This is a genomic window from Kurthia huakuii LAM0618, from assembly GCF_000505545.1.
GTDB classification, from domain to species: domain Bacteria; phylum Bacillota; class Bacilli; order Bacillales_A; family Planococcaceae; genus Kurthia; species Kurthia huakuii.
Genome location: NZ_AYTB01000017.1, coordinates 1 through 19933 on the forward strand (window position 1 = coordinate 1; position 19933 = coordinate 19933).

A 19933-nucleotide genomic window follows, 5' to 3' on the forward strand; every position below is an offset into this window, starting at 1 on the left:
GGGGGTTTCCCCCTGCGAGAGTAGGACGTTGCTAGGCACACAAAGACGGACGGAATGTTCGTCTTTTTTTATTTTTAAATAACCATTTTGACAACTCTATCAAAGGTTCTACATTGATAAAAAATGTTAGTATAGTCATAAAAAAATATATGAAAAATATTGCTATATAGTAAATAGCTTGTTATAATATTTTTTGTGAATATTCTTTGGTCCGGTAGTTCAGCTGGTTAGAATGCCTGCCTGTCACGCAGGAGGTCGCGGGTTCGAGTCCCGTCCGGACCGCCATTTTTTATTTATGTAAACACAGCAATGGCGCTGTGTTATTTTTTTTGCCTAGAAATCGAATTCATACACTTTGAACAATTAACGTGAATTCGTTACACTATAGATATGCATTTTTGGAGAGGACGAGAAACATGACGATTGAATGGACTGTACAGTCTTTAGAAGATACACAAGCTCTTGCCATGAAGCTCGCTGAGTTATTACAACCACAAGATACGATTACGTTAGAAGGCGATTTAGGCGCAGGAAAAACGACATTTACGCAAGCACTCGCGAAAGGTTTAGGTGTGAAACGTACTGTCAATAGTCCAACGTTTACGATTATGAAGCAATATGAAGGTCGCCTGCCGTTAAATCATTTAGATGTTTACCGTCTAGCTGATAGCGATGAGGATCTTGGGTGGGATGAAATCTTTTTCGGCGATGCAGTGTCGGTTGTAGAATGGGCGCATTTAATTGAGCCAGACCTACCGACAGAACGCCTTGCGATTCGCATTGAACGTGTTAATGACAACGCAAGACGATTTTTACTAAAGCCAACTGGAACACGTTATGAACAGTTGTGTGAGGAGTTAACGAAATGATTTGGTTAGGTATTGATACAGCAAATACGCCACTTGCCGTTGCGTTAGTAAAAGACGGTCAAGTGCTTGCGAATGAAGTAACAAATATTAAATTGAACCACTCTGGTGGCGCGATGCTGGCGATTGAGCGTTTATTAACACGCGTAAAGTTAACAGCACAACAGATTGATGCGATTGCGGTGAGTGAAGGGCCCGGATCTTATACAGGAATCCGAATTGGCGTGACGCTTGCCAAAACACTTGCATGGACGCTTAAAAAGCCACTTGTTGGCGTATCTAGCTTAAAAATGTTAGCGGCAAATGCGGCCATGTATAATGGCATTGTTTGTACGCTGATTGATGCGCGTCGCCAAAACGTCTACGCCGGTGCTTTTGATGCAGCAGCAAACTTTGAAAATGTTGTCGAAGACCATCACTATAGCATTGCGGATTTAATTGAAAAATTAGATGCGTTGAATGTGCCCGTATTATTCGTTGGCCATGATGTCGATAATTTTTGGGAAGCAATTGTTGAAACATTAGGTGACCGTGCGATTCGTGCGCCTTATACAATCGATTTACCAGACGCTGCGCAATTGATTTATTTAGCAGAAAAAATGCCGCAGTTAACGGGTGATGCCGTGCATAATTTTGTGCCACAATATCGCCGTTTAGCAGAAGCAGAAGCCAATTGGATGAAAGAACAAAAAAATAAGTAGGTGAACAATGTGGTAACCTATCGTTTAATGACGCTTGAGGATGCGGCAGCTGTTCACCATATTGAAGAGGCTGTATTCCCGACGCCATGGACATTAGAGTCATTTGAAATGGAAATGACGAAAAATACACAAGCGACATATGTCGTTGCAATTGATGACGATGAAATAATCGGATTTTGCGGTATGTGGATTGTCTTTGATGAAAGTCAGATTACAAATGTTGCCGTTATGCCGGCAGGTCGCGGTAAGGGAATGGGCGAACAATTAATGCGTGAAGCGATGCGCATTGCTAAAGAACGAGGCTGTGTTGTTATGAGCCTTGAAGTGCGCGTTTCAAATGACGTGGCACAAAATCTTTATCGTAAGCTCGGATTTCAGGCAGGTGGTATTCGTAAAGGATACTATACAGATAATCAAGAGGATGCTCTTGTCATGTGGGTGAATTTATAATGGAAAAAGATCTTTATATATTAGGTATTGAAAGTAGCTGTGATGAAACGGCCGCATCGATTGTCAAAAATGGTACGGAGATCGTGTCAAATGTCGTTGCATCACAAATTGAAAGTCATAAACGTTTTGGTGGCGTCGTGCCAGAAATTGCCTCACGTCATCATGTTGAAAACGTGACAATGGTCATTGAGGAAGCGTTAAAGCAAGCGGATATGGAGCCAGCTAATTTAGATGCAGTCTGTGTGACAGAAGGTCCAGGGCTTGTCGGCGCCTTATTAATCGGCATTAATGCAGCAAAGGCTTTTGCATTTGCGCATAACTTACCGCTTGTTGGGACGCATCATATTGCAGGGCATATTTATGCGAATAACTTAATGCAGCCAATGGAATTTCCGTTGCTTGCATTAGTTGTCTCAGGCGGTCATACGGAGCTTGTGTTGATGGATGAGCATGGTTCATTTGAATTGATTGGAGAAACGCGTGATGACGCAGCAGGTGAGGCTTACGACAAAGTAGCGCGCGTGCTCGACATTCCGTATCCAGGTGGTCCACGCATTGATAAAATGGCGCACGAGAGCGATGAAGCCATCGAGTTTCCTCGCGTATGGCTAGAAAAAGACTCGTATGATTTCAGCTTTAGTGGCTTGAAATCGGCGGTCATTAATTATCAGCATAATGCGAAACAGCGCGGCGGCGATATTAATCCGTACCATATCGCAAAAGGATTCCAAGATAGTGTAGTAGAAGTGCTATCAACGAAAACATTGCGCGCAGCACGTGAATTTGGCGTCAAACAAGTCATTGCGGCTGGTGGTGTCTCAGCGAATAAAGGCTTGCGCGCGGAATTAGAGAAAATTTTCGCTGAAGAGGGCATCCCATTCTTCGTACCACCACTTAAATTGTGTACCGACAATGCAGCGATGATTGCAGCTGCAGGAACTGAAATGTTCAAAGCCGGCAAACGTAGCGGTTGGGACTTGAATGGTCGCCCAGGTATGGAATTACTTTCTTGGAATGACTAACATAAAAGGAAAATAAAGTTATACACATGTGGATAACTTTTTGAAACAGTCTGACAATTTTAATGTCAGGCTGTTTTTTAAGTAAAGATGTGGATAACGAAAAAAGAGGCTGGGACATACGTGTAACAACATCCTCTCAGATGAGCATAAAAAAACCGGAATTGCGCTGTGGCGCGGTTCCGGTTTTGTGTGGCGAACGCTAAAAAAGGAAAATGACATGTTTTATAAAAGCCTTTTCGTAATATTATAGCGCTTCAAGCTCTTCATTTAATTCGAGCCATTCCATTTCAAGCGTATCTTTTTGCTCCTTCGCATCATCCAATTCAGATTGAATCGTAAATGTTTTTTCATGATCTGAATAAACGGCTGGGTCACAAAGTTGCGCCTCGTAGTCGGCAATTTGCGTATCAAACGTTGCCATATCCGTTTCAAGTGCCTCGATTTTGCGGCGAATACTACGTTCTTTTTTCTTCGCTTCCTTATCAATAGAGTTGTTCGTTGCCTTTTTCTCTTTGACTGGCGCAGGCTTTTTCGCTTGTTGTTCCGCCGCTTTTTCAAGGGCGATTTCTTCAAGCTCTAGTTTTTTCTCGACGTAATAATCGTAGTCACCTAAATATTCGAATGTGCCATCATTTGCTAACTCGATAACTTTTGTAGCGATACGATTAATAAAGTAGCGGTCATGCGACACGAATAATAACGTGCCTTGATAATCAATCAACGCATTTTCAAGCACTTCTTTACTATCTAAATCTAAGTGGTTGGTCGGTTCATCGAGCACAAGGAAGTTATTTTTCTCAAGCATGAGTTTCGCCAGGGCTAGTCGCGCTTTTTCACCGCCGGATAAGTCGCTGACGATTTTTTCAACGTCATCACCAGAGAATAAGAAGCGACCGAGTACCGAGCGCACATCTTTTTCATTCATTAGTGGCCACTCGTCCCAAATTTCTTTGATGACCGTGCGATTGCTCGTCAGTTTCGCAAGCTCTTGGTCATAGTAACCGATTTGGACGTTCGTGCCGAAGCGAATGTCACCAGCGAGTTTTTGTTGCTCACCAATAATCGTTTTTAATAGCGTCGATTTCCCAACGCCATTTGGGCCGACAAGTGCGATGCGGTCCTCGCGGTATTCACGTAAATTAATATTGTTAGAAATAAGCTTGTCATCATAGCCAATTGCTAAGTTATCGACCGACAAGACGTCATTACCGCTTTGGCGCTCGATTTCAAATGTCAGTGTCGCTGATTTTTCATCGCCAAGTGGAGAGTCCATCCATTCGCGGCGCTCTAACATTTTACGACGGCTTTGTGCCATTTTTGTTGATGAGGCGCGCGCAATATTTTTTTCGACGAATTGCTCAAGTTTGGCTTTTTCAGATTGCTCTTTTTCATAGCGTTTCATGTCTAATTCATAGTTTTTCGCTTTTTCATCTAAATAATTTGAATAGTTTCCTGTGAATTTTGTGACATGATGACGAGAAACTTCGTAGACAATTGATACAACTTGGTCCAAGAAATAGCGGTCATGTGATACGATAAGAATGGCTCCATCGTAGTTCTTTAAATAGCTCTCTAACCAACTTAGCGTTTCGATGTCTAAGTGATTTGTTGGCTCATCGAGAATGAGTAGCTCTGGCTTGCTCAGGAGTAATTTTGCTAGCGCAAGTCTTGTACGCTGACCGCCGGATAACGCATTAATCGGTTGGTCAAACATGTCCTTAGAAAACTGCATCCCATGAAGAACACCGCGCGTATCGGCTTCATATTGATAGCCACCGCGCGCTTTGAAGTCATGTTGGAGCTGGTCATAATCAGCCATGATTTTGGCATATTGTTCAGCATCGTTGTAGACGTCTGGGTTAGCCATCTGTTGTTCGAGCGAGCGCATCGTTTTTTCAAGCGCTTTTAGCGGCTCGAATATCGTCATCATTTCGTCCCACACGCTGAGGTCCGAATCAAGACCCGCATGTTGATCAAGATAGCCAAGACGGATATCTTTTGGCATAATAATATCGCCGGAGTCATACGAAAGTTGCCCAGCGATTATTTTTAATAATGTGGATTTGCCGGCACCATTACGGCCGACAAGTGCGACGCGGTCTCGATGTTGTACTTCGAGCTTGACGCCGCTTAAAATTTCATCTGCAATATAAGATTTATATAATTGATTGACTTGTAATACAATCATGAAGTACACCTCAGTTCTCATTTTAGTTTATCGAAATGCGTGCGGTGGTGCAATGTAAAAGAAGTTAAAGTTAATTCAGGAGGGGACAACCGCATTGAAAGAAAATTATAAAATTCCGCAAGCCACGACGAAAAGATTACCTCTCTATTATCGTTTTATTCAAAATTTTGCGGAAGCAGGACTAGAACGCATTTCTTCAAAAGAATTGAGTGAGGCGATGCAAATAGATTCTGCTACGATTCGACGAGACTTTTCACATTTCGGAGCACTTGGTCGTAAAGGCTATGGCTATGATGTACAGCGCTTGCTCGTATTTTTTAGAGATGTTTTAGATGATAATGAACGTATGAATGTCGCCGTTATCGGGATTGGTAACCTAGGTCATGCGTTACTAAAATATAATTTCCAAAAGAATCAAAATATGAAAATCGTCGTTGCATTCGATACGAACTATCCACTTGATGGGAAATTAGTCAATGGCGTACCGGTTTTTCATCCAGATGTCATGGAAGAAAAATTTAAAGAATTTCACGCGGAGCTACCCATTTTAACGGTACCAGCGCGCTCGGCACAGCTAATGACAGACCGCCTCGTTGCGATGAATGTTAAAGGTGTGCTGAATTTTACACCTGTACGCCTACAAGTACCGGACACATTCCGCGTACATACAATTGATTTATCGATTGAATTACAAACGCTAAGCTACTTCATGCGCAATGTTGGAAAATGATTCAATAGTCCATTGAGAATTTTGTGGCTAATTGAGAATCATTGCGTTACAATATAGGCATCTTAATGTAGGAGGTGCCTGTAATGGGAGGAGTTAGTTTTGGCAGCATTGTTATCATTGCTGTTGTTGCTCTACTTATTTTTGGTCCGAAGAAGCTGCCTGAGCTTGGAAAAGCAATGGGCTCCACTCTCCGCGAATTCAAGAATGCCACTAAAGGTTTAGTGGATGACGATGATGAAAAAACAAAAGACAAAGTTGAACCTAAATAGTTAGGGAGTTATTGCAATGGAAAATAATGAACTAACGCTTGAACAACATATAAATGAACTTCGAAAACGGTTAATGACAGTAACCGTTTTCTTTGTCATTAATGTCATCATAGGGCTTTTTATTGCGAAGCCGCTCATTCATTTTTTACAGTATAGCGAGCATGCAAAAGCATTGCAGCTACACGCGTTTAATGTGACGGACCCGCTGAAAATTTTTTTCCAAGCGGATTTTATTATCGCGCTTGTACTCACGATGCCGGTCATGATGTATCAGCTCTGGACCTATGTAAGTCCGGGGTTATATGCGTATGAACGCAAGGCGACGCTGCGTTATATTCCATATGTCGTTTTATTATTTGTTGTCGGTGTGTTGTTTTCATACAATATTTTATTCCCATATATTATGAAGTTTATGATGGAATGGTCACAACAGATGAATGTCCAGCAAACGATTGGTATTAATGAATATTTCCAATTTTTATTTAAGATTACGATTCCATTCGGCTTTGTATTCCAATTACCGGTCATTATGCACTTTGTGGCACGTATCGGGCTTGTGACGCCGATGTGGATGGCACGCGTGCGAAAGTATGCATACTTTTCATTGCTCGTCATCGCCGCAATTATCGCACCGCCAGAAGTCGTATCGCATTTGATGATTACGATTCCACTATGTATTTTATATGAGATTAGTATTTGGATTGCGCGACTTGGCTATCGCAAATATGTGCGTTCAGAGCGTAAGCGCTTGACGGAATTAGGCATGGAAAAAGACACGATTGATGACATGTTAAAAGGAAATTAAAAAAAGAGGCTTGGGATTTCCCAAAGCCTCTTTTATTATTGAATAAACGTGACAAATGCATTCAGTAAAATATGCGCGATCATCGGCGCTAATAGGCGTCCTGTTTTATGATAAAGGAACGCGAGTACAAAGCCGGTAATCGCATACAGTAATAAATGCGTGAAATCATTGTGCAGCAGCGCAAAAAATAGTGCACTGACAAGCGCTGATAGCCAGAAGCTCGTCACCTGCTTAAGCGAGCCAAAAATAACGCGGCGGAATACGAGCTCCTCTAAAATCGGACCAAAAACGACGAGCGCAAAAATGGCAACGGGCGCAGCGGCCGCAATACCAAGTAGCGACATCGTGTTGTCAGAGCCAGCGTCGATACCGAGAAGGGATTCGATCATGCCACCGAGCATTTGTCCGCCAAGTACCATGACAAACCCAACGAGCCCCCAAAGAATCGTTTGTGCGAGTGGCATTTTTTGTTCGTAGTTATCGAAAAATTGTTTGTCGCGCGCGATAAATAGTAGCGATACAATAAGCGCCACGAGCATGCTGAGGAATAAAAACCAGCCTTGCGTATAAAGCGCTAATTTTTCGGTTGACCATGTCGGATGTTGACCTGCATAAAAGTTATACAGCGGTCGCAATAAAAACGCGCCACAGAGCTGCATAACAATATACGTGATTAGTATATAAAGTGCTGTCTTTTTAGTTTTCACAATGGCAATCCTTTCTAGTTCAATAGCTGTCTGTCTTTATTGTAGAGGAATCCCTCGTAATTTCAAAATTTTTACGCGTAATACTTGCATGTTCACTTAGAATTTATTAATATAATAAGTGTGTTAGCACTCAAAGGGAAAGAGTGCTAATAAATTAAGATATATTATTAGGAGGTTGTTTCATTTGTTAAAACCATTAGGCAATCGCATTATTATTGAGGTCGTAGAAGTAGAAGAAAAATCTGCGTTCGGCATCGTACTACCAGACTCTGCAAAGGAGAAACCTCAACAAGGTAAAGTATTAGCTACTGGTTCAGGCGTTACTTTCGACGTGAAAGAAGGCGACGATGTAGTGTTCGCTAAATACGCTGGCACAGAAGTTACTTACGGCGATACTGCTTACTTAGTACTTTCAGAAGAAGATATTTTAGCGGTAATCGAATAGTCCTTTCATATCTTATTTTATTAACTTACAAAATTTCAGGAGGTTTTTAAACATGGCAAAAGATATTAAATTCAGCGAAGAAGCACGTAGCTTAATGCTACAAGGTGTTGATAAATTAGCGAATACTGTAAAAGTGACATTAGGTCCAAAAGGTCGTAACGTCGTTTTACAAAAATCATTTGGTACACCACTAATTACAAACGATGGTGTGACAATCGCTAAAGAAATCGATTTAGAAGACCCATACGAAAACATGGGTGCAAAACTTGTATCTGAAGTCGCTTCTAAAACGAATGAAATCGCTGGTGACGGTACAACAACTGCAACGGTTCTTGCACAAGCAATGATTACAGAAGGTCTTAAAAACGTTACTGCTGGTGCAAACCCTGTCGGCATCCGTAAAGGAATCGACAAAGCCGTTGCAACAGCTGTGACAGAATTACAAGCAATCTCTCAAACAGTTGATTCAAAAGAAGCCATTGCACAAGTTGCGGCAATCTCTGCAGCTGACGAAGAAGTGGGCGAATTAATCGCAGAAGCAATGGAACGCGTTGGGAATGAAGGCGTTATTACATTAGAAGAATCTCGCGGCTTCACAACGGAACTTGAAGTTGTAGAAGGTATGCAATTTGACCGCGGTTACCTTTCTCACTACATGGTGACAGACAACGATAAAATGGAAGCTGTTTTAGACAATCCATACGTGTTAATCACCGACAAAAAAATTACAAACATCCAAGAAATCTTACCAGTGCTTGAGCAAGTCGTACAACAAAGCCGTCCACTATTAATCATCGCTGAAGATATCGAAGGCGAAGCACTTGCAACAATCGTTGTCAACAAATTACGTGGTACATTTAACGTTGTAGCAGTTAAAGCACCTGGTTTCGGTGACCGCCGTAAAGCAATGCTTGAAGATATCGCCGTATTAACTGGTGGTACGGTCATCACAGAAGATATCGGTTTAGATTTAAAACAAACGACAATCGATATGCTTGGCCACACTGGTAAAGTCGTTGTGACAAAAGACCATACAACAATCGTTGAAGGCTCTGGTTCACAATCAGCAATCGAATCTCGCGTTGAAAACATCCGTAAATTACACGATCAATCAACTTCAGAATTCGATAAAGAAAAATTACAAGAACGCCTTGCAAAACTTGCTGGCGGTGTTGCAGTAATCAAAGTTGGTGCTGCAACTGAAACAGAATTAAAAGAACGTAAATTACGCATTGAAGATGCATTAAACTCTACACGCGCAGCTGTACAAGAAGGTATCGTAGCGGGTGGTGGTGTGGCACTTGTATCTATCTATAAAAAAGTAGCAGAACTAGCTGACATAAATGATGGCGACGTTTCTACAGGTGTACGCATCGTGTTACGTGCATTAGAAGAACCAATCCGTCAAATCGCAAACAACGCGGGTCTTGAAGGTTCAGTTATCGTGGACCGCCTAAAACGCGAAGAAGCGGGCATTGGTTTCAATGCTGCTACTGGCGAATGGGTAAACATGATCGACGCTGGTATCGTTGACCCAACAAAAGTGACACGTTCAGCACTTCAAAACGCTGCATCAGTAGCTTCTTTATTCTTAACAACAGAAGCAGTTGTAGCCGATATTCCAGAACCAGCTGCTCCTGCAATGCCTGACATGGGCGGCATGGGCGGTATGATGTAATACCACGTTAGGACTTTATCTACCCTAGCGCTTAGCACACATTTACAAAAGAGTCTGGGATATACGTGTAACAACATCCTCTCAGATGAGCATAAGAAAAACCGGAATCGTGCTGTGGCGCGGTTCCGGTTTTTTGTGGCGAACGCTAAAAAAGGAACATGAACTGTTTTGTCCCAGTCTCTTTTTTTAAGAATTTCTTGCTTACAATGAACATGATTGAAATGGAAGGGATAAGCAATATATCAAAAAATGAGCACCTCGTCGAATTTGTGTGTAGACATGCTATTAAAAAAAGGAATCGCATTGGCGATTCCTTTTTCATTATTCGTAAATTTTATCGATCATAAAGTAGTTTTTCATACCCCATTTTGTAGCTACAATGGCACGCGTACCATCACTAGAGCGGTCAATGTAGGCATAAAAGCGCCCAGCTTTGTATAAATTCGTTTTTGATTTACTAACGTATGTATCATAAGCTGGTTGATATGCAAGCGGCTTTAACTGTTTACGAATCGAGGCTTTTGTATATTTTGAATTGAAATTAGATTCAATTGCCTTTGTCGATTGGCTAAAGTAAATAAAATCACTTTTTTGGTGCTCATAATAATACGTATCATATTCCGTGCTATATCCCATAAAGCTTTCTGTTGTATACACTTCACCAGGTAATTTCTTATAAATTGTCCCGAATTTTGTACCAACTTTCCCAACTGTACCTGGTAATGTACCATTTTTTAAATCAGTTGCAAATGACTTGGGAAATGATTTAGCATCTGCTTGAATTTTAGAAGGTCCAGCAAATAATACAATGAAGAGTCCAAAAATTAAAAGATAACGCATCCATTTCATCATGTAAATCCCCTTTTAAAATTATTTTTTTGCAGTACTAAATAATGTTAAAATACCATCGCGCCATTCTCCAATTTGCTCCATTTCTTGATGTTTTGGCTTTTGATAAAGTGGGCCGCTAAATTTATAATCGAGGCCTAAATAACGATAGTATCCATTATCTACATACTCAAAAATAGGCTTTTGTGATGAAGTACCTTTATTAATACGGTTGTAGCAATAATCAGACGGAATAATGCTACTTTCTAATGTACCGTATTGTTCATTTACTATACGTTTAATTTCCGTGGCTGTTAGTAGTTGCCCTGTAAAAGGCGCACAGGCAGCGATAAGTTGTTCGTAAATCGTCATGCAAAATCTCCTTTATGTTATAAGAAAATAGTTCTTATTTGTTATATTTTTAGTTAATTATAACTAAAAATATAAATAAAATCAATGATAAAACTTTTTCTTTCCGTTGCACGTCTATATAATCGAATACAAAAAAATGAATCGCAAAATAATGATTCGGCTTTTCTGTGCTAATTAACGGACAGTACGTGTTATTTTTTTTACTGAAAAGGGAAAGTGATGAAAAAAGGAGGGGTTTTGATGCGAGCATTGATCATTGTGAATCCATCAGCAGGGAAGGAACAGGCCGTTCATTATAAAGCGCAATTAAAGCAGGAGCTATTAAAAAAATATGATGATGTAGACGTTTGTGAAACGAAGCGCGAAGGCGATGCGACAACGTTTGCGCGCAACTGTGCAGCGACGACAGATTTAGTAGTTGCGATGGGTGGTGATGGCACATTGAGTGAAGTCGTCAATGGCATTGCGCCGCTAGATAAGCGACCAGCTTTAGCATTTATTCCTCTAGGAACGGTTAATGAATTTGCGCGCGCACTAGGTATGTCACTTGAACCAACGAAAGTCATCGCTGACATTTTAACGTATATACCACGTCAAATTGATTTAGGCCATATTGGTGCGCACTACTTTACAAACAGTGTGACGATCGGCACGATTCCAAAGGCGATGCATGAAGTGCCATCGGATGCGAAGACGATGTTTGGCTCGTTTGCGTTTTTTATGAAGGGCGTGCAAACACTCGCAAAAAACGAAAATTATCACTTTGAACTAACACTCGATGGAAAACGTTGGCAAGGCGAAGCGGCAATTGTTATGATTGGGCTAACAAGTTATATCGCTGGCTTGGAGCATTTTTTCCCAAATGCGAAACCAGATGATGGTCTGATGCATGTCATGATTGTGCCAGAGCTAGGCTTTAGTGAAGTGCTGAAAATGGCGCCTCATTTATGGAAAGGTAAGATTATGGAGTCGGAGCATGTCGAGATGTTTACGTGCCAAGAACTAACGGTTGACGCACAGGAAAAGCTTGTGACGAACGTTAACGGTGATAAAGGACCAGCATTGCCAGTCGAAATTGTCGTCAAACCACAATTTTTAACGGTACTCGCACCGCATTAACAAAACAAAAAAACCGCACATTTCGCGCGGTTTTCTTGTTTTTATCGATTAGTCAAAGTAATTAATAACACCTTTAACAATACCTTGAGCTGCATATTTACGGTAGCTGTCTTTATCGATTTTTTCCAGTTCACTTGGCGTTGACATATAGCCGTATTCAACAAGTGTACCGATGTATGGGTTTTCACGTAGTACGTGTAAGTTTTGGTAGCGGTAGCCTTCGTACGGTACCGTTGTTTTCGTTGATAGTACGCTCTTCATACCGCTATAAACTGATTTGGTAAATGCCTTTTCTTTACTCTTTGTATACAATGCTAAATAACCTTTATCGGTTTTATTACCGGTTTTACTCGCATTGTGATGCAAGCTAATATAGGCATCGGGTTTTGTTTTTTTCGAGATATTCACGCGACCTGGAAGTGATAATGTTTTGTCACTAGAGCGTGTCATAATAACGTTGGCACCTTCATACTCTAGTTGTTTCTTTAATTCTTTTGCTGCTTTTAAGTTGACACTTTTTTCGCTTGTGTTGTAGTAATAAGCACCATCGTCTGAACCGCCATGACCTGCGTCTACAACGATTGTAAAGTTATCTAATGGGAATGTTGCTCCCTTTACAGCAACTTTACGAAGGTATTTCGTTGATACCCAACCTGTGTCGCCTTTATATGTAATTTTAGACCAACTACCTGATACTTTTGTGCGGGTAACGACTGTATTATAGTTTAATTTACGGATTGTAGAATATTTTACACCCGGTCCTTTACGCATGTTCAATTTGTCTGTGTTTGGTGCAGTAACTTTCATTTTTACGCTCGCAGCATGCGCATTTGTTGTTGCGATGAATGTAAGCGCGGTAGCTGAGATTGTAAAGATTGAAAGAGCTGCAATTAATTTTAAAATAGTTTTTCGCATGATGTTCCTCCTTAACTTGTTCTATCATAAGCGTTTTTTTAAAGAAACGCTCTTGATTTCATTATCTGTGACAAAATTGTATTATTTGTAATTTCGATGCAATAGACAACATAGGTAAAAAGTTTGGAGCTGGCGTTTGACTAATGGAAAAATGTTTTTTAAACTTTGTAAGTATAAATCGAACTAAGGATTTGAGGAGTTTTTTTAGTAGGAGGATTTACAATGCCACAACCTGTCAAAAAAAATCATCGGTACATAAGTGGGTTAGATGGATTACGCGCAATTTCCGTGTTAGCCGTTATTTTATATCACCTCCATTTTCCATGGATTAATGGGGGCTATCTAGGCGTTACCGTATTCTTTGTCTTATCCGGGTATTTGATTACCGATTTATTAATTAATGAGTACCAAAAAACCGGTACAATCGATTTTAAAAGTTTCTGGGTGCGTCGTTTAAGACGGTTAATCCCTGCGCTGTTTGTGATGTTAATTTTAATTACCGTCTGGATTACATTGTTCCAACGGGATTATTTAGCTGGTTTACGCGGTGAAATTGGAGCCGCGTTTGTCTACATTAGCAACTGGTATTACGTTTGGCAAGAGCATTCCTATTTCACGCAATTTGCACCGCCATCACCGCTACAACATATGTGGTCACTTGCCGTTGAAGAACAATTTTATATTATTTGGCCGATTGTGATGTTAATCGCGTTAAAATTTGCGAAATCAACAGGGAAGCTCGCATTTCTTGTCATGCTGCTATCTGTTGTGTCAGCAGAATTAATGGCATTTATGTTTACACCAGGAACAGACCCGAGCCGCGTGTACTATGGTACCGATACGCGCGCCTTTTCATTACTAATTGGTGCAGCACTTGCGATTATCTGGCCGAGCCGCCGCCTGAAACCGAATGTTACGCTTGAGATGAAGCGTGCGCTGAACATTACCGGTGGCGTTGCCTTTTTTATTATGATGTTATTTATTATTTTTATGCGAGAAGATGGCACATTCCTTTATTATGGTGGAATGTATTTAGCATCAGCGGTCGTTGCCGTATTAATTGCGGTCATCGTACACCCTGCAAGCATCGTTGGTGATATTTTAAGTTGGAAACCGCTGCTGTGGGTTGGTGTGCGCTCGTATGGTATTTATATTTGGCATTTCCCAATTCTCGTCCTTCTCGGTTTAGGTGTCGATACCGGGGATTTAAGCATCTGGCGTATTTTATTAGCGCTTGCCTTAACACTCGTATTGTCGGCGCTATCGTGGAAGTTCGTTGAGGATCCAATTCGTAAAGGTGAATGGAAAATATGGGCGAAGCATATGCATCCGCGCAATTGGTCATTTAATATTCGCCACTGGAAAATGCGTACGCGTGTGACGAATAGTTTGCTCGCGGTGTTACTTGTTATTTTTACCGTAGGGTTGATGATTGAACCATCGCCAAAAGCGAGCGGTAATAAGGCGCTTGAGTTGCATTTGCAAGATCAACAACAAAATCTGCAAAAAGAAATGACGCCTGAAGAAAAAAAAGAGGCAGAACGCAAAGCGCGTGAAGAAGAGAAAAAAGCTGCACGAGAAGCTGCAAAACGTCAAAGTGAACAAGAGCGCAAAGAAGCCGCGAAGTTTAAAAAAGATGTTAAACAAGCAAAGGCAAAACTTGCAAACACGCCAATTACCGCAATTGGAGACTCCGTTATGTTGAGTGCTGCAACGAATCTTCAAAGTAATATGCCGAAGATGACCGTTGATGCGACAGTTGGGCGCCAAGTAAAAGATGCGATTGAGCTACTTGAAAAGATGAATAAAAAAGAGACCATTGCCAATACCGTTGTGTTAGGACTTGGCTCCAACGGGACATTTACTGAAAAACAATTTAATGAAATTTATCAGATTTTAGGTAAGGACCGTCATATTTATTTAATTAATGTGCGTGTACCGCGCAGTTGGCAAGATAGCGTGAATGAGACGCTTGCCAATGTCGATAAAAAATATCGCAACGTTGCCGTAATTGATTGGTACGATAAATCCGCGAAGAAAAAAGACATTTTCTACGATGATAAAATTCATCCAAATGTAGAAGGTGGCAAATATTATGCGGGTTTAGTGACACTTGAAGTTGCCAAACAATTTACCGAAAAATAATAAAAGACCTTTCTCCACAAGCTAGTGGGGAAAGGTCTTTTTTTAATCAACATATTCGTAGAGCGACACACTTTCAATATAGTTGACGAAGCGGCGTAATTCTTTTTCTTGCTCGCGCGAAATTTTTCCTTCTTCGTACATATGATGAATTTCCCCGCGCTGCACTTCCATTACTTGCAAATGTAGTTCTTCACGAATTTCTTCTTCACGTGCCGAATCAACGGTTTCTACTTTGCGCAGCTTCTCATACGCTTTCTCATACTCATAAATGACGATAACATATAGCGGTCGTTTGCGTGGTTCGACGGTGTCGCGTTCCTCTTTTAAAAAATGGAGTGCCTTTAAATAACATTGGCGTCGAATGTCTTGACGCATTCGAATATACGAATAAAATTGCGTTTTATCAGTATCATTTTTACGCGTCATAATCCACATGCGCATGACTTGCCGCAGCGTAATAAAGAAGCTCATCAACATATTCGTTTCTTGCCGGTTTAAGCGATCTTCAATCGTTGATAACAAGTTCGTGTACAAGTCATCATCAAGTTGTTGTTCGTTGTACAGTGCTTCGATATGTTTACGTTCGATTGTAATCGCACGTTCACGCAATTTGCTAAGCTCTTGTTTTTGCTTGTCAGATTGCTCCGCATTCGCTTCTAGTTGAAGTTGCCTAAACATTTGCTGCAACTCATCAATAAGTTCATATGTGATGCGACGATTTTCATCATTCATTGATGTGCGCAATGATTTTACAGATTTTAAAAGTACTTGCATCTTGGCACGATTGAATGAATATTGTCCTTGCGCAAGCTCAACACGTTCATCTTTATCCGTTAAAATGGGTAAGAAAATAGTTGCGGTAATGAGTGTAAAAAGAATCACTGCAGATGCTAAAAAAATGATAAGCGAACGTTCTGGAAATGGTTCCGTACCATCTTGAATAAAGTACGGTAACGATAAAATACCGGCCATTGTGACAGCACCACGTACGCCAACGAGGCTACTAATTAAGCTCGTTTTCAACGTTGGGTGAATTTGGCCACGCCCCAGACGAAATTGAAATAAAGCGAATGTGTATGACCAAATAAAACGGACCCCTAAGATGACAAAGCCGATTGCGACTGCATCAAAAATCAAAATCCAATTGTTCGTATGACGGTCTGATAACGAGTTGACCATGGAATCGGGAATGTTTAAGCCAAGTAATAAAAATACTAGCCCATTTAAAATAAACAGCACAATCGACCAGGTGTTTTCAGTTAGCATTTGTTCTTCGGCAAGCATCGGCTCTGTTTTTGCGTTCATTAATGAATGGACAATGCCGCCGATAACAACGGCGATAACACCAGATGCATGAAATAAATCTTCGGCGATTAAGTAAATAATAAACGGCGACACAAGCTGAAATAGCGTATGGAACACCGTATCGCGAATACCCGAACGGCGTAGCCAAAAGCGGATTTGACTAAGCACAATACTAACGGCTAGTCCGAGTATCGCCCCTAAAATAAACGTATAGGAAAATTCCAGTACGGCAGATTTTAATGAAAAATAACCGGACACGGCAGCAGCGACTGCAAATTTGAATGCGACAAGTCCAGAAGCATCGTTAATTAACGATTCGCCGCGTACGACACTTAAAATACGTTCAGGAATTTGCCCGCGCTTAGCAATACCGTTGACAGCTACCGGGTCTGTTGGCGATAAAATGGCAGCGAGCGCAAAGGCAGCTGCATAGGGAATAGATGGGATGAGCCAATGAATAAATAAGCCACCAAGAAGCGTCGTAATAATAACGAGCACAATCGCATTGCTTAAAATAAAGCCGCGCATATTCCACAACTCTTCACGCGGGAAATTACGGCCGTCATTGTAAAGGAGTGGCGCGACGAATAGCAGTAAAAACCATTCAGATTCAAGTTGAATATTAAAGCTTGGGACTAAAATTGCTAAAATAATGCCAAAGCCAACTTGGACAAGTGCCATCGGAATAAACGGCAAATAATGCCCAAGTATGTTCGATAATAATAAGGACAGCATTAATAAAATAATTAAAATAAGTAAATTCAATCGACTAGACGCTCCTTTCATTCAATTATGGACAATTCATGGAATTGGGTAAAACCGCTAGCGGTGCCATCTCGCAAACGAGTATACTAAAAGGCGAAGAACTTAAAGGAGGCCAAAACTCATGGCTCAGTTTACGAAAACAATCGTCGTCGTTGGCGGCGGCATTACCGGATTATCAGCGATGCACTACTTGACGCGAGACTTAAAACAGACTGATGTACGCTTTATTTTAGTAGAAAAAGAGGCCCAACTTGGCGGCAAAATGGCGACGCATTATGAGCAAGATTTTGTTATGGAACTTGGTGCAGACTCGATCGTTACGCGCCATAAAAGCGTCATGCCGTTAATTGAAGAGTTAGGACTACAACAGCGCGTTGTCTATAATGGCACCGGCATCTCTTATATTTATACCCACAATGAGCTGCATGCTATCCCTATGAATAGTATGTACGGAATTCCGATGAATGAGGAAGCATTGCAACAAAGCACCCTTATTTCAGAAGCAGGGAAAAAGGCTGCGTTAAATGATTTAACATTGCCAAATGAACGCTTCACAAAAAAATCATCAATTGGTGAATTTCTCGAATATTTCTTTGGTGAAGAGCTTGTGAAAAAACAAATTGCACCGGTATTATCGGGCATTTATTCAGGAGATTTATATTCATTAACACTCGCATCGACCATTCCGTATTTAATCGATTATAAAAATCAATATGGCAGTATTTTAAAAGGCTATGCGGCGAATAAAGAGAAGTTTATAAACCTATCTCATAATAAATTTTTATCGTTTGAAAATGGCTTGCGCGAGCTATTTGACCGCTTTGAAGAAGTGCTAAATAATGTGGAATTCTTAAAAAATACAGCGGTAACGTCGCTTGAAACAGTTGGCGATAAAACAATCGTTCATCTCGACAATCATGACGCGATTGAAGCGGATCATGTCGTACTCGCAACGCCGCATAAGGTCGCACAGCACGCATTAAATGATGCGCGTTTAACGAAAGCATTTGATGCACTAAAAACGAGTTCGATTATTACGGTGTACTTAGGTTACGATGTGGGCAATGACGTGCTCCCAGCAGAAGGTACCGGTTTTATTGTAGCGAATAGTGATACCGTACAGTGTGACGCTTGCACGTGGACGAGTGCAAAATGGCCAAACACGTCAAAAAATGGCAAGCTACTTCTCCGCGTCTTTTATAAGAAAACCAACCCGAAGTTTGCGGAGCTGATCGATTTAAATGAACAGCAATTAGCAGCGATGGCGATGCGAGATGTTGCACAGTCTTTAAATATTGAAGCAGAACCAGTGACAATTAAAGTATCGAAATGGACGCAACAAATGCCTGTTTACAATTTGGAACATGCAGCCGCAGTGGAAAATTTAGAGCAGCACATGCATGATTATTATCCGGCGATTACGTTAGCAGGTTGTTCGTATTATGGCGTTGGGATTGGCCTTTGTATTGCGAACGGCAAAGAGGTGGCATCGCGCATTGCATCGCAACTAACGATGGTTTAATTCATGCTAAAAAAGGTATAACATGATAACGAAGTTTAGATGAAAGGAAGTAACGCGATGGCAGAGAAGACGTCGAAAAAAGGCGGTAATAAATGGCTGACGACAATCGGTATTTTATTATTAGTCGCGGGGTTGATTCTCGTGTTCAATAAACCGATTATGGGCTTTGTTGTCAATCAGATGACCGATTCGACATTACAGCATAAGGCAGGTAATAATTACGATGATAGTATCGCGGTAGCGAAAGAGTCTAGTGATGTAACATTTGATTTTGAGCAAGTAAAGGACATTAGCCTCGGTGAAGTATTGAAGGCGCAAATGGATTCAAAAAAACCCGATTCAATCGGTATGGTGAGTGTACCGGATGTTAATATGCAACTACCGATTTTATATGGTATTTCAAACAAAAACTTAGCAATTGGTGCCGGTACAATGAAAGAAGATATGCCGATGGGGACGGGCAATTATGCGCTCGCAGGGCACAATGTACGCAATGAACGTTCATTATTTAGTCCGCTAACACTTGCGAAAACGGGCATGAAAGCATATGTGACCGATTATGAAAAAGTGTATATTTATGAAATTGATAAAGTTTATAATGTCGAGGCAACGGCAGTAGAAGTCATTAATGACCAGCCGAATAAAAAAGAGCTGACACTTGTGACCTGTAGCTTTAATGGCTCGAAACGTCAAATTACACATGCGAAATTTGTACGTGCTATTAATATTGATGAAGCGCCAAAAGAAGCATTTCATGAAGAAAAATAAAAACAGAGAAATCATCGCACAAGGTGATTTCTTTTTTTGGTTAAATTTAGTTCTTTGTTACATTGTTTGTCTATTTTTGCATGAAAATCATGAAAAAAAGACAGAACTATTGACGTTCTTTCACGTTAGCGGTATCATTCATGTAATATTCTAAAAATTAAATCAATTTCTTATCAAGAGAAGCGGAGGGACTGGCCCGATGAAGCTTCAGCAACCAGCCGAAAGGTCAGGTGCTAATTCCAGAAGGTAGCGACCTTAAAAGATAAGAAGGACTATGCACATATCCCTTCTTATTCTGACGATTAAGAGGGGTTTTTTATTGGGGAGATTGAT

At 40.8% G+C, this 19933-nt stretch carries 19 protein-coding genes, 1 tRNA gene and 1 riboswitch; of the genes, 14 read left to right on the forward strand and 6 right to left on the reverse strand.

What is annotated here, in order from left to right; all coding sequences use genetic code 11:
* The first annotated feature begins 208 nt into the window (after nucleotides 1-208).
* The 5 genes from V514_RS0115060 (at nucleotide 209) to tsaD (ending at nucleotide 3039) form a co-directional block, all read left to right on the forward strand.
* Nucleotides 209-285, forward strand: a tRNA-Asp gene (locus V514_RS0115060).
* Nucleotides 286-416: 131 nt separating this feature from the next.
* On the forward strand, nucleotides 417-869 hold the full coding sequence (gene tsaE, locus V514_RS0115065; protein WP_029500716.1) for a tRNA (adenosine(37)-N6)-threonylcarbamoyltransferase complex ATPase subunit type 1 TsaE: 453 nt from the start codon (nucleotides 417-419) through the stop codon (nucleotides 867-869).
* Nucleotides 866-1567: a tRNA (adenosine(37)-N6)-threonylcarbamoyltransferase complex dimerization subunit type 1 TsaB gene (gene tsaB / locus V514_RS0115070; RefSeq protein ID WP_029500717.1), complete on the forward strand. Its 702-nt coding sequence runs from the start codon at nucleotides 866-868 to the stop codon at nucleotides 1565-1567. The genes tsaE and tsaB overlap by 4 nt, the downstream gene beginning before the upstream one ends.
* A 9-nt stretch (nucleotides 1568-1576) precedes the next feature.
* A complete protein-coding gene (rimI, locus tag V514_RS0115075; protein WP_029500718.1) occupies nucleotides 1577-2017 on the forward strand; it encodes a ribosomal protein S18-alanine N-acetyltransferase in 441 nt (146 codons plus the stop codon).
* Nucleotides 2017-3039, forward strand: a complete 1023-nt coding sequence (gene tsaD, locus V514_RS0115080) for a tRNA (adenosine(37)-N6)-threonylcarbamoyltransferase complex transferase subunit TsaD (RefSeq protein ID WP_029500719.1) — start codon at nucleotides 2017-2019, stop codon at nucleotides 3037-3039. Before rimI ends, tsaD begins: the two co-directional genes overlap by 1 nt.
* A gap of 244 nt (nucleotides 3040-3283) precedes the next feature.
* On the opposite strand, the gene V514_RS0115085 is transcribed toward tsaD, so the two are convergent.
* Entirely contained in the window at nucleotides 3284-5227 is a 1944-nt protein-coding gene (locus V514_RS0115085) for an ATP-binding cassette domain-containing protein (RefSeq protein WP_029500720.1), read from the reverse strand.
* Nucleotides 5228-5321: 94 nt separating this feature from the next.
* Here V514_RS0115085 and V514_RS0115090 point away from each other — a divergent pair, with 94 nt between their 5' ends.
* The 3 genes from V514_RS0115090 (at nucleotide 5322) to tatC (ending at nucleotide 7031) form a co-directional block, all read left to right on the forward strand.
* Entirely contained in the window at nucleotides 5322-5957 is a 636-nt protein-coding gene (locus V514_RS0115090; protein WP_029500721.1) for a redox-sensing transcriptional repressor Rex, read from the forward strand.
* An 83-nt stretch (nucleotides 5958-6040) separates the two neighbouring features.
* On the forward strand, nucleotides 6041-6226 hold the full coding sequence (locus V514_RS0115095; RefSeq protein ID WP_029500722.1) for a twin-arginine translocase TatA/TatE family subunit: 186 nt from the start codon (nucleotides 6041-6043) through the stop codon (nucleotides 6224-6226).
* Nucleotides 6227-6242: 16 nt separating this feature from the next.
* Nucleotides 6243-7031 carry a twin-arginine translocase subunit TatC gene (gene tatC / locus V514_RS0115100; RefSeq protein WP_029500723.1) on the forward strand — a complete coding sequence of 263 codons (789 nt, stop codon included), beginning with the start codon at nucleotides 6243-6245 and terminating at the stop codon, nucleotides 7029-7031.
* Between the two features lie 35 nt (nucleotides 7032-7066).
* Here tatC and V514_RS0115105 read toward each other — a convergent pair whose 3' ends face one another.
* Nucleotides 7067-7738: a CPBP family intramembrane glutamic endopeptidase gene (locus tag V514_RS0115105; RefSeq protein ID WP_029500724.1), complete on the reverse strand. Its 672-nt coding sequence runs from the start codon at nucleotides 7736-7738 to the stop codon at nucleotides 7067-7069.
* A gap of 184 nt (nucleotides 7739-7922) precedes the next feature.
* Here V514_RS0115105 and V514_RS0115110 point away from each other — a divergent pair, with 184 nt between their 5' ends.
* The gene (locus V514_RS0115110) at nucleotides 7923-8183 is read left to right on the forward strand and encodes a co-chaperone GroES (RefSeq protein ID WP_029500725.1); all 261 of its coding nucleotides are present in this window, start codon (nucleotides 7923-7925) and stop codon (nucleotides 8181-8183) included.
* 52 nt (nucleotides 8184-8235) lie between these two features.
* On the forward strand, nucleotides 8236-9861 hold the full coding sequence (gene groL, locus V514_RS0115115; RefSeq protein WP_029500726.1) for a chaperonin GroEL: 1626 nt from the start codon (nucleotides 8236-8238) through the stop codon (nucleotides 9859-9861).
* A gap of 321 nt (nucleotides 9862-10182) precedes the next feature.
* On the opposite strand, the gene V514_RS0115120 is transcribed toward groL, so the two are convergent.
* Nucleotides 10183-10713 (reverse strand): hypothetical protein, encoded by a 531-nt coding sequence (locus V514_RS0115120; protein WP_029500727.1) that lies wholly within the window; start codon nucleotides 10711-10713, stop codon nucleotides 10183-10185.
* A gap of 18 nt (nucleotides 10714-10731) precedes the next feature.
* A complete protein-coding gene (locus V514_RS0115125; RefSeq protein ID WP_029500728.1) occupies nucleotides 10732-11061 on the reverse strand; it encodes a DUF7225 domain-containing protein in 330 nt (109 codons plus the stop codon).
* Nucleotides 11062-11301: 240 nt separating this feature from the next.
* Here V514_RS0115125 and V514_RS0115130 point away from each other — a divergent pair, with 240 nt between their 5' ends.
* Complete coding sequence (locus V514_RS0115130) at nucleotides 11302-12180, forward strand: diacylglycerol/lipid kinase family protein (RefSeq protein WP_081715075.1); 879 nt, start codon at nucleotides 11302-11304, stop codon at nucleotides 12178-12180.
* Nucleotides 12181-12228: 48 nt separating this feature from the next.
* Here the strand turns inward: V514_RS0115130 and V514_RS0115135 are convergent, their stop codons facing one another.
* Nucleotides 12229-13095 carry an N-acetylmuramoyl-L-alanine amidase gene (locus tag V514_RS0115135; RefSeq protein ID WP_029500730.1) on the reverse strand — a complete coding sequence of 289 codons (867 nt, stop codon included), beginning with the start codon at nucleotides 13093-13095 and terminating at the stop codon, nucleotides 12229-12231.
* 222 nt (nucleotides 13096-13317) lie between these two features.
* Between V514_RS0115135 and V514_RS0115140 the strand changes: the two genes are divergently transcribed.
* Complete coding sequence (locus tag V514_RS0115140) at nucleotides 13318-15240, forward strand: acyltransferase family protein (protein WP_029500731.1); 1923 nt, start codon at nucleotides 13318-13320, stop codon at nucleotides 15238-15240.
* 42 nt (nucleotides 15241-15282) lie between these two features.
* Here V514_RS0115140 and V514_RS0115145 read toward each other — a convergent pair whose 3' ends face one another.
* The gene (locus tag V514_RS0115145) at nucleotides 15283-17310 is read right to left on the reverse strand and encodes a Na+/H+ antiporter (protein WP_029500732.1); all 2028 of its coding nucleotides are present in this window, start codon (nucleotides 17308-17310) and stop codon (nucleotides 15283-15285) included.
* A gap of 121 nt (nucleotides 17311-17431) precedes the next feature.
* Between V514_RS0115145 and hemG the strand changes: the two genes are divergently transcribed.
* Nucleotides 17432-18832: a protoporphyrinogen oxidase gene (gene hemG / locus V514_RS0115150; RefSeq protein WP_029500733.1), complete on the forward strand. Its 1401-nt coding sequence runs from the start codon at nucleotides 17432-17434 to the stop codon at nucleotides 18830-18832.
* 57 nt (nucleotides 18833-18889) lie between these two features.
* Nucleotides 18890-19600 carry a class A sortase gene (locus V514_RS0115155; protein ID WP_029500734.1) on the forward strand — a complete coding sequence of 237 codons (711 nt, stop codon included), beginning with the start codon at nucleotides 18890-18892 and terminating at the stop codon, nucleotides 19598-19600.
* 167 nt (nucleotides 19601-19767) lie between these two features.
* Nucleotides 19768-19869: riboswitch (SAM riboswitch) on the forward strand.
* Nucleotides 19870-19933 lie beyond the last annotated feature (64 nt).